Source organism: Chryseobacterium sp. II3a (assembly GCF_057815135.1).
Genome location: NZ_JBYPZJ010000001.1, coordinates 629,765 through 644,802, shown reverse-complemented (window position 1 = coordinate 644,802; position 15,038 = coordinate 629,765). Strand labels below are relative to the sequence as shown.

5 protein-coding genes are annotated in these 15,038 nt (G+C 41.3%); all 5 read left to right on the top strand.

Features of this window, described 5'->3' with window-relative positions; genetic code table 11:
• The first annotated feature begins 225 nt into the window (after positions 1-225).
• From AC3HD6_RS02925 to AC3HD6_RS02905, 5 genes are read left to right on the top strand one after another with little or no spacing between them, the layout of a single operon-like run.
• Positions 226-7,263, top strand: coding sequence for an SDR family NAD(P)-dependent oxidoreductase (locus tag AC3HD6_RS02925; RefSeq protein WP_488894983.1), 7,038 nt, complete (start codon positions 226-228; stop codon positions 7,261-7,263).
• A gap of 19 nt (positions 7,264-7,282) precedes the next feature.
• On the top strand, positions 7,283-11,548 hold the full coding sequence (locus AC3HD6_RS02920) for a type I polyketide synthase (protein ID WP_488894982.1): 4,266 nt from the start codon (positions 7,283-7,285) through the stop codon (positions 11,546-11,548).
• Positions 11,536-11,835, top strand: coding sequence for an acyl carrier protein (locus tag AC3HD6_RS02915; protein ID WP_002977699.1), 300 nt, complete (start codon positions 11,536-11,538; stop codon positions 11,833-11,835). The genes AC3HD6_RS02920 and AC3HD6_RS02915 overlap by 13 nt, the downstream gene beginning before the upstream one ends.
• Positions 11,826-12,608 (top strand): alpha/beta fold hydrolase, encoded by a 783-nt coding sequence (locus AC3HD6_RS02910; RefSeq protein WP_488894981.1) that lies wholly within the window; start codon positions 11,826-11,828, stop codon positions 12,606-12,608. The genes AC3HD6_RS02915 and AC3HD6_RS02910 overlap by 10 nt, the downstream gene beginning before the upstream one ends.
• Complete coding sequence (locus AC3HD6_RS02905) at positions 12,601-15,003, top strand: glycosyltransferase (protein WP_488894980.1); 2,403 nt, start codon at positions 12,601-12,603, stop codon at positions 15,001-15,003. Before AC3HD6_RS02910 ends, AC3HD6_RS02905 begins: the two co-directional genes overlap by 8 nt.
• Positions 15,004-15,038 lie beyond the last annotated feature (35 nt).

The following is a 15,038-nucleotide window of genomic DNA, read 5'->3' as shown; positions in this document are numbered from 1 at the left end:
TGAAAAACTTGACCATTATGAGGCTAATGCCTTTTAAAAAGCCGGACACCATTCTTACCCCTAATCGTTTTAGGGCGCCCTATACGCCGTTGAAATATATTCAACAAACAAGCTTTACAATTGAAAATATAATAAAAACCAATTTTATGATTTTGTAACAAGCCATTTCTCTTTGTCTCAAAGACTTATGTGTTTTTTACAAAATCCTTACTAACATATCACGCCATGAAAAACTTAACCATTATTGGACTAACGCCTTTTGAAAAGCCGGATGTCAACCTTATGCCTAAATTGCATCAGGCGGGTATATTTCCTGTCCTTAGCTTAGGCCAAGAGTTTACTACCGCGCAGGCAGCACTTAGTCAACTGGAAGAAACAGCCCTACCCTCTTATGGTATATATGTTTCTAATGAAAAACTTTCAACTCTTCAACTTTCCGAAAAGGTAAGATTTGCGATCTTACCATTCGGAATGACGGTTTCCCAAAATTCTAATCTGGATATCATTTATCAGATAAGCAGTTTAGAAGAAGCAAAACAGGCTGAGCAATCAGGAGCCAAAGGAATCATCATTAAAGGCAATGAAGCTGGAGGTCAAATAGGTTATGAATCTACATTTGTATTGTTCCAGCGCATTATTAATGAAATCAAAAGCATTCCGGTGTGGGTACAGGGGGGAATAGGACTCCATACTGCCTCAGCCGTGAAAGCTTTAGGTGCAACAGGAGTTGTATTAGACAGCCAGCTTGCTCTATTTCCTGAAAGCTCAGTTCCAAAGGACATCAAGGAATTGTGTTCAAAACTTAACGGTACTGAAACCAAGATCATTGCCAATCACAGAGTATTGGTAAGACCTAATTCTCCTTCGTTACCGGATGATATCACTTCTGACCATCTTAAATCATATTTTGCAGATCTTGATATCAGCAAGAGCTATATTCCAATGGGACAGGATATTTCCCTGGCAACTGATCTGTACGAAGAATTCAGAACCTTGAAAAAGCTGGCTTTTGGACTTAAAGAAGCCATGTATGGTCATTTAAAACAAGCCAAAGCACTTCAGGTTATTGATCAAAACAATCCACTTGCACAAGAACTTGGATTACAATATCCAATTGCTCAAGGTCCTATGACCCGTGTAAGTGATGTTCCCGGATTTGCCAATGCCGTTGCAGAAGCCGGAGCTTTACCATTTATTGCCTTATCATTACTGAAAGGAAGCTCTGCAAAATCTTTGGTAATGGAAACAAAGGAATTGGCTGGTAATAAAACGTGGGGTGTAGGAATTTTAGGATTTGCCCCTCAGGAATTAAGAGATGAACAAACCTCATACATTCTTGAAGCTCAACCGCCTGTAGTACTAATCGCAGGAGGAAGACCTGCACAGGCTAAAATATTTGAAAAAGCAGGAATAAAGACCTTCCTGCACGTTCCATCTCCTGCCCTGTTGGACATTTTCCTTAAAGAAGGTGCTAAAAGTTTTATTTTCGAAGGCCGTGAATGCGGTGGACACGTAGGTCCATTATCCAGCATGGTTCTTTGGGAAAAGCAAATTGAACGTATATTAAAAGAAGACCATCCGGAAAATATCAGTGTATTTTTCGCCGGTGGAATACATAATGATTTCTCAACAGCATTCGTTTCTATTATGGCGGCCCCATTAGCTGCCAGAGGGGTAAAAGTGGGTGTTTTGATGGGAACTGCTTATCTGTATACTCAGGAAGCTGTACAAACAGGAGCCATTCAGGAAGAATTCCAGCTGCAGGCGATGCAGGCTAAAGACACTGTTTTATTGGAAACAGCTCCAGGTCATGAAACCCGTTGTTTAAATACTTCATTTGCCAACCATTTCAATACCGAGAAAGCTAAACTTTTAGCAGCAGGAACAGATAAAAAAGAAGTTTGGGAAAAACTGGAAAAATTAAACGTAGGCCGTTTAAGAATCGCAGCCAAAGGAATAGAACGTCAGGGAGATCAATTAGTAAATATTCCTAAAGATGATCAATTAGATCTTGGAATGTACATGATTGGTCAAATTGCAACGATGCAAAATAAAGTACTTACCCTGGAAGAACTTCACCAAAACGTAAGTATTGACAACTACGAATACATTCAGAATGCTGAATTATCAGAACAACCAACCTCAAGCGAAAAGCCTTTAGACATTGCCATTGTCGGAATGGAATGTATTTTCCCTGGTGCTAAAAACCTGGATGAATTCTGGAGAAATATCATCTTAGGAAAAGACAGCGTTACCGAAGTTCCGGACGAAAGATGGAATAAAGATCTTTACTACAAACCAGATTCAGACGAAGCTGATGTATCCCATTCCAAATGGGGTGGTTTCATTCCGAAAATTGATTTTGATCCACTAGCATTCGGAATTCCGCCACAATCTCTAGCTGCTATTGAACCTACACAATTGCTGACTTTATTGGTAGCAAAACGTGCGATGGAAGATGCAGGATATGGTGAAAAACATATTAACAGAGAAAACATTTCTGTAATTATCGGAGCTGAAGGCGGTAACGACCTTGCCAACAGCTATAGTTTCAGAGGATATTATAAGCAGGTCTTTGGAGAACTTCACGAAGAAGTAAAAGAAGCATTCCCACATACCACAGAAGATTCATTCCCTGGTATTTTGGCCAATGTGATCGCAGGTAGGATTACGAATCGCCTGGATTTAGGCGGAAGAAACTTTACTGTAGATGCTGCTTGTGCATCTTCTTTGGCGGCTCTCGATTTAGCTTGCCAGGAACTTGCATTAGGTAAATCTGATATGGTTCTTGCCGGAGGTGCAGACTTGCACAACGGAATCAACGATTACCTGATGTTCTCCAGCACCCATGCTCTTTCCAGAAAAGGAAGATGTGCTACCTTTGACAGTGAAGCAGACGGAATCGCCCTTGGAGAAGGAATCGCAATCCTTGTGTTAAAAAGATATGAAGATGCTATCAACGATGGCGATCGTATCTACTCTGTAATCAAAGGAGTGGGTGGATCCAGCGACGGAAAAGCTCTTGGATTAACTGCCCCTAGAAAAGTAGGCCAGGTAAGAGCATTAGAACGTGCTTATACTCAGGCTGGAATCAGTGCTGCCTCTGTAGGATTAGTAGAGGCTCACGGTACCGGAACTGTGGTTGGAGACAAAACAGAATTAAGTGCTTTAACCAACTTATTCAGCCGTTCGGGTGCTTTACCGGGGCAGACGCATTTAGGTTCTGTAAAGACCCAAATCGGACATACTAAATGTGCTGCAGGATTAGCAGGTTTAATCAAAGCTTCTCTTGCCGTTTACCATGGTGTGAAACCTCCTACCCTTCACCTTAAGAATCCGAACGCTTATTATAACGCACAAACCAGCCCATTCTCTTTCCATGCTGAAACTGGGTTATGGACTGAAAAGAATCGTTATGCAGGAATCAGTGCTTTTGGATTTGGTGGAACAAACTTCCACACTGTAATTGCGAACCATCCGAAAAAGGATGATTCAATCGCTATGCAATCCTGGCCTTCAGAACTATTTGTATTCCGTGGGGATACTTATGAAGAAGCCAAAGGACAATCAAGCCAGATCAAAACATTATTGGAAATCAATGATGAGATTCCATTAAAAGATATTGCTTACAGTTTAAGCATTGCTTCAGAAAAACCAATTCAGTTCAGCATTGTTGCAGATAACGCAGTTGACCTGATGATGAAGCTCGAACTAGTATTGCTAGGGATTGAAACAAAAGACACTTTCACTGTTAACAAAAAAGAAGGTAAAGTAGCCTTCACATTCCCAGGACAAGGTAGTCAGAGAATCAATATGGCTCGTGATCTGTTCGTAGTCTTCCCGGCTATGCGTCAGATTATTGACAATTATCCTGAGCTTGAAAAAGTAGTTTTCCCTTCTACAACATTCAATGAAGCGGATTTAAAACAACAGAAAGAAACCATTAAAGATACCCGTCTGGCACAACCGCTTTTAGGAATTGTTGATCTTGCATTGGCTAAATTCTTAGAATCATTAGGAATTATTCCTGATATGCTGGCAGGTCACAGCTATGGTGAATTACCAGCTCTATGTTTCTCAGGCGTATTTGCAGAAGATCAATTGGTTGATTTAAGTATTCAGAGAGCTCAATCTATCCTAAACTCAGTAGAAGGTGGAGATCCGGGTTCTATGTTAGCTGCAAGTGCTACTCATGAGCGTTTACAGCCGATCATTGCTAAGGTGGAAGGATGCTATCCAGTTAACTTCAACGCGCCTACTCAATGCGTTATCGCTGGAAGTACAGAAGCCATCAATAAATTACTGGAAGTTCTTAAACAGGAAGGTATTTCTGCTAAAAAGCTGGAAGTGGCATGTGCATTCCACAGCCCATTATTGGCAAAATCAAAAGATTTATATGCTGATGTATTAAAAGACATTCCTTTCCAGGAAATGCAGATCCCTGTATGGTCTAACACAACAGCAAACGTATATCCTTCGAATCCTTCAGACATCAAAGAAAGATTGACTGACCACCTGGTACAGCCTGTAAGATTCGTGGAACAGATGCAAGCGATGTATAATGATGGAGCAAGAATCTTCATCGAGGTAGGACCTGGAAAAGTCCTTACAGGATTGGCAAAATCATGTATTGAAAAAGATCAGTTGACTTTATATGTTGAAGACAGCAGCCGTAACAAGTTTACTCATTTACTGTGCATGTTAGCCCAGTATTTAGGAACCGGACGCAGCTTCAATATTGAAAAACTTTTCGATGGCCGCTTCGTTCAGCTTGTTGACATCAATCAGCCTGAATTGTATAAGAAAAGCCCTGCCATCTGGCGTGTTAACGGACAAGCTGCACATCCGACAACAGGTTCACTGCCTGCTAATGGTGCACTCCCTATCATAAATCCTATTCCTATGAACAATTTTACTACTCATAATACGCAAGCTCCTGCACCGGAAAGCCTATCTACGGCAGAACGTATGCTGCAGGAATATTTAAACAGCATGAAATTAATGATACAGGCACAACGTGATGTGATGCTTTCCTTTATGGGACAGAATCCTCAGTTGAATCCAATGCCTGTTTACAATACTCCAATGCCGGCTCCTTCTCCTGAACGTACAATCCCTGTACAACAAGTTCAACAGGCAACTGTTGCAGTAGCTGCGTCTGCCGTTTCTGTAAAAGCAGCTCCTACGAGAGATATCAAAGCTTTATTACTACAGGTTGTAAGTGATAAAACAGGATATCCTCAGGAAATGCTGGGCATGGAAATGGACCTTGAAGCTGATTTAAGCATCGACTCTATCAAAAGAGTGGAAATTATCGGAACACTTCGTAACGAATTGGGAACCTTAGCTAAAGGCAACACTAATGAAGATATGGTGATGGAACAATTGGCAGGAATCAAAACCTTGAGCGGATTAGTTTCATGGCTTACTGAATTCTCAGGAGCAGATGCAGCAGCAGCTCCTGAAAAAAACGGAACGGCCCCTGAAGCAGCTTCAAAACCACAAGCTAAATCAGCTTTATCATTAGAAGACCTTCAAAACGCTATCCTGAATATCGTAAGTGAAAAAACAGGATATCCGAAAGAAATGTTAGGCCTAGACTTAGATTTAGAAGCAGACCTTAGTATCGATTCTATCAAGCGTATGGAAATCATTGCAGATCTTAAAAACAAGATCGGTTTTGGTGAAAACCTTGAGCAGGCTGATGATGTGATGGAAAAATTGGCAGCTATTAAAACCCTTCGTGGATTGGCTAGCTGGATCAGTGAAATGAGCGGTGAGACCAATGAAGTTAAAAACGAAGTAAAGGAAGAAACAACTTCTGAACCGACAAATAACGTATTGTCACGTCTTCGTTTTGATATCACTCCTACAGATGCTTCATCAGTACAAAACACAGAGGTTCTGCAAGGAAAACGTTTCGCCATCACTCAGGATGACACTCAACAAACCTCAGCAATTAAAGCTGAATTGGAAAAACACGGAGCTATCGTAGAATTGGTAGAGGCAGATAAAGATCTTTCAAATGTTGATGGATTAATCATGCTAGACCTATTCTCAGCTACAGATAAACCAAGTATTATAGATCACGTTGATTTGATTAAAAAACTTGATTTTGATAAAGCAAAGTGGGTGTATTTAATCTCTGATATTGCAGCTCATATTCAGGAAGTAACTGATGTAAGTGTTTTACGTCATCACCAAGGGTATCCGGGACTTTTCAAAAGTTTGGCGAGAGAATTCGATCACACCACTTGCAGATTCATCAGTTTAAGTACTCCTCAGGAAGTAGATCAGATTGCTGACATTACTTTAAAGGAGATCTTAACCAACGATAAACCTGCTGAAGTGATTTATAAAAATGAAAAAAGACATAAGGTAGATATTATCCCTTCCCCATTGTCGACGAGTTTAAATGAAGCACACATTCAGCTAGATCAAAAATCAGTAGTATTGGTATTGGGCGGAGCACAGGGAATCACTGCAGAATTGGTGAAACACATGTCTCAGGCATATCCATGTACTTATATTTTAGTGGGAAGATCAGCAGATCCAAGAAATGAAGTTTCTGCAAAAGAATTCGAAGGAATGAAAACCAAGGAAGAAATCAGAGCTTATCTGATTAAATCCGGAAAATTCACTTCTCCTGCTGAAATTGAAAAAGAAACCACAAAAGTTTTCAAAAATAATCAGATCCTACGCACCATCCGTGATATGGAAGCGCTTGGAAACACGATTATTTATCAGTCATTAGATCTTTGCGACGAAGAAGGATTAAGCAACCTAATCAGCGATATTTATGAAAAATACAGCCGTTTAGATGGTGTAATTCATGGAGCAGGTCTTTTGGAAGATAAATTATTCAAACAAAAGACTACCTCTTCTTTCGGACGTGTATTTGATACCAAAGTAAAGCCACTTCGTGTATTGGCTGAACAACTTCGTACAGACTGCCAATTTGTGGTATTATTCTCAAGTATCGCATCCGTATACGGTAACAAAGGTCAGACAGATTATGCTGCTGCCAACAGTGTACTGGATGATTACGCTAACGCTCTGAATAAAAGATTAAAAGGAAAGGTAATCTCCATCAACTGGGGGCCTTGGAAAGGTGCCGGAATGGTTTCATCCACCCTTGAATCTGAATACGAACGTAGAGGAATTTCTATGATTCCATTGGATGAAGGAAAAGAAATCTTCCTTAACGAAATAAAATACGGAACTGAAAGCCAAGTGCTTATCATGTCAGGAAATAATTGGTAACCCTCTGTATACACTAAGCATGAAAAAAACAGATGTTGCTGTAGTTGGACTATCCTGTGTCTTTCCCGGGGCGCAGGATGCCCATACTTTTTGGCAGAATATTGTCAATAAAGTAGATTCTACCCAATCCGCTCCGGCAGATAGGATAGATCCGGTGCATTTTAGCGATGCCACCAACCCTGTCGACCGTTTCTATTGTAAACGAGGCGGGTTTATTCCTGATTATGAGTTCAATCCTACCACTTTTGGGATTTTACCCCTTGCAGTGGAAGGAACAGAACCTGATCACTTACTGACCCTTGATTTAGTTCAGAAAGCTTTGGAAGACGCCGGAGTATTTCAAAAGAATACTTCCCTTGAAAAGACCGGAATTATCATCGGGAAAGGAAATTATACCGGGCCGGGAGCTACCCGTGCCATTGAAATTGTGAGAACCGGAGAACAGATTTCCTCCTTATTGCAGGAACTCTTACCTCAGGTATCTTCCGCTGATATTGAAAAAGTAAAACATGCTTTTCAGGAACGCAAAGGACGTTTCGCTGCCGATACTGCCATGGGATTGATTCCCAATCTGGTAGCTTCATTGGTAGCCAACCGTTTTGACCTTGGAGGTGTTGCTTTTACGGTGGATGCCGCTTGTGCCAGTGCTTTAATCGCTGTAGATCACGCTGTACAGGAACTTCAGAGAGGTCGTTCCGATATGATGATCGCAGGAGGAGTTCACACAGGCCAAAACGCTGCTTTCTGGAGTATTTTTGCTCAATTGGGAGCAATGTCCCGTCAACAACAGATCAAACCATTTAGTATGGATGCTGATGGATTACTGATTGGTGAAGGCTGTGGCTTCGTCGTATTAAAACGATTGGAAGACGCTGTTCGTGATCAGGATAAAATCTATGCGGTGATCAAAGGGGTGGGTGTCAGCAGTGATGGTAATGGAACCAGCGTGATGAGCCCATCCGTAAAAGGACAGCTGAAAGCATTAGAACAAGCCTGGATCAATGCTGATCTGGATAAAAATAAAGTGGGGTATCTTGAAGCTCATGGTACCGGAACTCCGCTTGGAGATAAAACAGAACTTCAGACCTTAGCACAGTTCTTTGGGAAAGAAGAAGCTGCTCCTGTAGCAGGAATCGGTTCTGTAAAATCCAATATTGGCCATGCTATGCCGGCTGCCGGAATCGCAGGATTAATTAAAACCTGTCTTGCTTTACATCACGATACATTGCCACCAACATTGTACTGTGAGAATCCAACGGCAGAAATGCAGAATACAAGATTCGAACCGGTGCAGGAAGCTAAAAATTGGTCAAAAACCGGCCTGCCAAAAGTAGCGGCAGTCAATGCTTTCGGATTTGGAGGAATCAATGCTCATGTTGTTCTTGAAGGTTATGATATGCCGAAAAAAGACAAGGTATTGTTGTTGGCAAGACCTACTCATACAGAATTATTGTCTGCCTTAAAAAATAACGAGACCACTATAGGTGAAGGAGATTTCAGAGTAGCCATATTCGATCCGACGCCTGCAAGAGTGGAAAAAGCTATTAAAATTATCTCCAAAAACCTGATCTGGAAAAATAAACAGGACATTTGGTACACTTCTACCCCATTATTAAAAGATGGCGGCAAAGTAGCCTTTGTATTCCCTGGTTTAGATGGTCTGGCAAAAGGTGAAGTAGACAGTGTTAGCCGTTATTTCGGATTAACAGCGCCTATAGAAACTGAAGGAGAAGGGCTTTTAACCGATGCTTTAAATATCTTCAACAATTGCAGTATCCTTGACAATTCATTGAAAAAACTGGGCATTATCCCGGATATGAATGCAGGACACAGTTTAGGAGAATGGCTGGCAGGATATTCATCTGAACTGGCAGAAGCCAATTCTGTAAAAGCTTTAATTGATGTATTGAATCCTGAAACTTTTGAGTTAAAAGATTCCAAATTCATTGCCATCGGAGCAGGAATTGATGTCGTACAGCCTTTTATTTCAGAAATTTCAGACCTGTATATTTCTAACGATAACTGTCCTAATCAGGTGATTCTTTGTGGTAGCAATGCTGCATTGGATGAATTGGTTCCGCAATTAAAATCAAAACAGATCTTCCATCAGGTACTGCCGTTCCAATCCGGATTCCACTCTCCTTTTATCGCTGATAAACTGGATGTAATCCTTGCCGGAATGGAAAAAGCACAGTTCCAGAAAACAAAGATTCCGTTATGGTCTGCGACGACTTTGGAACCTTATCCTGCAGATCAGGCAGCGATCAGAAAACTGAGTGCTGAGCATTTGGTTGAACCTGTCCGTTTCCGTGAACTGACCGATAAACTATACGAAGAAGGTGCCAGAGTATTCATTCAGGTGGGTACCGGTGGTCTGATCGGATTTATTGATGATACCTTGAAAGGAAAAGCATTCAGCACGATTCCTTCCAGTGTTCCAGCCCGTTCTGCATTAGCACAGCTACAACGTGTTGTCGCTTCGCTATTTGTAGAAGGAAAAACCATTGCTCTTGACTTCCTTGAAGTTCAGCAGCCATCAAAAAAAGCATCAGGGAAAGGCATTAAACTGGAATTAGGATCACCTATTATCCGAAACTTTAAAGAAGTAAAAGCCTTAGCTCAGGCCTTTGAAACACCAAAACAATACACTGCTTCAGCTTCAGCCATGACTGCCAAAAGTGGTCATCCATTGGTACAGGCATTCCAGGACAATGTTAATGATATGATCCGTATGCAGGAAGAAGTTCTTACTTTATTCCAAAACCGTCCGGAGATTACCATTCCACGTCCTACTCAGGCTGCTCCTGTAGTACAATATGCTACTCCACAAGCATCGAGAAGTACAACTTTCACAAAAGATCTGTATGTAACGCTGGAAAGCCATCCGTACCTGATCGATCACAGCTTATTGAGACAGCCAAAAGGATGGGCTCATGTAGCCGATATGGAACCGGTAATCCCGATGACCATGATCTTTGAACAGCTGGCAGAAATTGCAGAAGCAGAAATCCCGGGAACACTGATTCATAAAATCATGAATGTAAGTGTATTTCAATGGATGAATGTAGCGCAGCCTTTTGAGAAAACTGTGAAAGGACAATGGCGTGGCGAAAACCATGCATATCTGGATATTGAAAACTTTGCCAATGCAGAAGTCACCTTAAAATCAGGTCCTATCCCTATTCCAACCTTCAATCTTTCCATTGGTGATCTTTTACCGATTGAAAGAACTCCTGAAGAAATCTATGATGCACACATGTTCCATGGCGATCAATACCAGGGAATTACTGAAGTGTCAGCGGTTGGAACCAAAGGAATCATAGGAAAGATCAAAGGAAATGGCGGAAAAGGATCTCTATTGGATAACGCCGGACAGTTATTCGGGCTTTGGTTACAGCTTACATTGGTGAAAGACCGTATCGCCTTCCCGGTGAAGATCAGAGATATTGAATTCTTCGGAGACATGCACGATCAGGAAGGTATTTTTGAATGTACCTGTATGCAGACTGAGCTTAATGATGAGTTTGCCATTGCTAATATCGTTCTTAAAAGAGACGGAAAAGTATGGTGTGCCATCACAGGCTGGCAGAACAGAAGACTGGAAATTGATGCCGCACTATGGAATGTTTCCATGTCGCCGTTGCATAACCGCCTTTCTGAAGAAATTGCTCCTGAAGTATTTTTCTTCCACCAAGCTTATACCAGAGTCGCTTCATGGGATTTTATCCTGAAAAGATATTTCAACCAGACGGAAAAACAGCATCATCAGCAATTATTACCCAACAAGAAGAAAAACTGGATGGTAAGCCGTGTTGCGGTGAAAGATGCTGTGAGAAACCTTCTTCGTCAGGAAAAAAATCATGCCTGCTTCCCGATCACCTTTGAGATCCGTTCCGATGAAGTGGGGAAACCTTACCTCATCAGTGATTTTACAGAAGACATTCATATTTCACTCGCTCACAAAGGAAAAGAAGCTGTGGGGATTGCGAGATATGGCAAATCTGTAGGAATCGATATGGAACTCATGGAAGAACGCAGCGAAGGATTCTATGATCTGGTATTTACAGACCATGAATTAGCCTTATTAAAAGGAAAAGATCAGGCAGAATGGACCACCCGTTTCTGGGTAGCCAAAGAAGCCTACGGAAAGTTCTTAGGAACCGGACTGAAAGGAAATCCAAAAGCCTTCGAAGTCGAACTTATAAAAGACGATCACTTGTGGATCAACACTATTGAAATCAAAACTATTAAACATAAAAATTATATTATCGGATGGACACTGTAAACGCAACATTAAAAATGAACCACGAAGAACTTTTTACTTTATTAAAAGGTTTTATTACTGAAGTGATAGGTGCTGAATTTGTAGAGGAGATGGACATTACTCCGGAAAGTTCATTCACTAAAGATCTTGAAATGGACAGCATTGAGATTGTCTCTTTCTCTGAAAAGATCAAGGCGCATTTTGGCGATCAGATCGACTTTACAGGCTGGTTATCTTCTATGGATCTTGACCAGCTTATTAATCTTGACCTTAGTATGATCATCAATTATATCTACGAATGCCAATAATCACTGTCAATAACAGACAAGTTCATATACAGGAACTCAACAAAGGAGCCGAACAAACCGTGGTCTTAATCCACGGTATGTTCAGCAACCTTTCCATTTATTATTTTAATATTGCCCCTATTCTGGCAAAACATTTCCATGTGGTGATGTACGATCTGAAAAGTCACGGTATGAGTGAACGCTTTTTGGATGGGTACGACCTTGAAAACATGTCATCCGATCTGATTGGTTTAATAGATCACCTTCAACTGGAAAAAGTACATCTTGTAGGCTATAGCTTCGGAGGTCTTATTGCTTTGAAAACAGCATTGAAATACCCTGAACGCGTTAATCAGCTGGTAGTAATGGAAGCTCCGGATCCTCAGGACGAAAAAGCCCGTAACATCATTGATGAGTACAGCAAGGAATTCCTTGAGCATTATGTAGCCAATTTTACAGATACCACCAAAGTGCAGATGGGCAAAAGACAAATGGAAAAGAACCATCGTATGTATGAGTTTCTGTTTAATCAAACCAGCATCAAAGCAGATATGATCAAGGAAAAACATTTCCTTGGGGAAGCGGATTTCAACCAACTGAAAGCTTCCACTTTATTACTTTACGGTGCTGATTCCAATTGCAGACCTACAGGAGAGTGGCTGCAGTCTCAAATCGGTTCATCCGAACTTGAATTAATCTCCGGCGATCACAATATTCCCATTCAGGAGCCTCAGCTCATCGCAGAGACGATCGCTCAGTTTTTATCTAATATTTTAACGAAGAACCATGGCTAAATTTGCATTTATAGTTCCACCCTTGACAGGACATGTCAATCCTACCTTAAGCATCGGTGCTACGCTGCTGGAAAGAGGGCACGAAGTAGCCTGGATCAGCCTTGACCCGACTTTAGAGGCGAAACTTCCAGAGGGCGGAAAATTATTACTGATCCAATACGATCAGACCGACGCAGAAAAGAAAGAAAGCGAACAGTATCTCGATATTATTTCCAAAAAAGTAGTGTACGGAATAGACAGCGTGAAATTCCTTTACGAAGAAGTTCTTATTCCACTGAACAGACACTGCTATAATGGAATTGTTGCTTTATTAAAAGCATATCAACCTGATTTAATCATCGGTGACCATCAGTTATTTGCTGCTCCGGTGGCGGCAAAAGCATTAGGAATTCCTTGTGCAACTTCCGTTACCGCTCCGGCTGCCATCAAAATTATGAATGAGCTACCAAAAGTACACGAATGGGAAGTGAATCAGATTATTGAATTACAGAAAGAATTAGGTTTCAATGAAGAGCGTTCTCTGGCCACTTCAGACCTTTTAACCCTTGTTTTAACCTCGAATTACTTCTTTGGGGAAATGGAAGATCTAGCCCCTCAATATCAATTCACGGGACCCGTTCTTACCGAACGTCGTATCTCTTGTGAATTTGATTGGGACAGATTAAAAAGTGCCACCAACAAAAAGATTCTAGTAAGTATCGGAACTACTTTCGATCATGATCATAAAAAGGCATTCTTCCAAAAGGTAGTGGATGCTTTCAAAGACGAAGACTTAACCGTTGTTGTAGTTTCTGATCCACAGCTTTTCGAGCAATGGCCGGATAATTTTATAGTGTATCAGCAGGTTCCGCAACTGGATCTGTTACCTCATCTTGATGGTGTAGTTTGCCATGGCGGTCACAATACCGTTTCCGAAACCTTATCCAACGGGATTCCTTTAGTCGTGATTCCTATTGCGTATGACCAGTCGCACGTTGCAGGGCGTGTGGTGCGTACGGAAGCAGGTGAACGACTTAATTTCAACAGATTTAAAGCCAATCATCTGAGAGAGGCAGTACAACAAATATTAAATAACCCGGGCTATCGTGAGGCAGCTCAAAAAGTAGGACAATCTTTTATGGAAGCAGGAGGAGCATCTACAGCCGCTAATTTATTGGAAGAAGCCATCACAAAGGCTTCAAAACCAGAAAAACCATCTAAATTTTTATTCGTTGTTCCGCCGTTTTTCGGACATGTAAGCCCTACATTAAGTGTGGGAGCCAGTCTGATTGCCCGTGGCCATGAAGTAAAATGGTTCGGAATTACGCCTTTAGACAGCAAACATATTCCGGAAGGAGGTTCTTACTTCTATCCTGAAGAAGATCTTATTCCGTATCAGGAAGAAATCGCCCGCATTTTAAAAAGACAGGATGACGGACCTGCATGTTCAGGACCTGAGGTGATGAAATTAGCACTGGAAGAAACGTATGTTCCTTTCGCCAAAATGATGATGCCGGGATTAACGAGATTAACAGAAAGCTGGATGCCTGATGTAATTGTGAACGACTGTATCACTTTCGGAGGTGCTCTTTTCGCTCACAAACATAATATTCCTTGCGTAACGACTACACCTGTTCCACCGGACGTAATGGGAGACACTGAAAAAAGTGCCCCTAAAATCTGGGAATGGCAGCAAAACCTTATCAAAGACCTGCAAAAAGAAGTAGGCATTCATGAGGAAGGAATTTACATCCATTCTCATAAACTGAATATGGTATTTACGTCACAAGCCTTTGCCGGTTTTGATACTGTACCCTCTCACATGAAATTTGTAGGCCCTGTAAAAGGCCGTCCAAACGATGCACCATTTGACTGGGATAAATTAAATGCTTCTACCACTCCAAAGATCTTCGTATCACTGGGAACGTTGTTGGTAGACATCAGAAAAGCGTTCTTCGAAAAGATCATCGCTGCATTTAAAGATCAGCCGGTAACGGTGATTGCCGCTACTCCACCGGAAATCTTTGAAGAATGGCCGGAGAACTTTATCGTGAACAGCTTTGTGCCTCAATCTGCAGTGATGCAAAGGATGGATATGGTAATTTGCCACGGTGGTTTCAATACCGTAAATGATACTTTCCGTAATGGTTTACCGATGTTAATCACTCCTATTGCTTATGACCATTTTCATATTGCGAAATTAATTGAGCAGGCAGGTTGCGGAATCAGCATCCGATACAAGAGACTGCGTGTAGAAGCTCTTCGTGAAACCGTTTTTGAATTATTGGAAAATCCTAAATACAAAGCTGCTGCTCAAGAAGTTCAAAATACATTCAATCTTGCCGGAGGTAATGATAAAGCGGTAGAATTGCTTGAAAACTTTGTACAGGAACATTCCACATTAGCATCTGTCTAGCTTATGAAATCGCCATGATTCACAGGCTCAACACC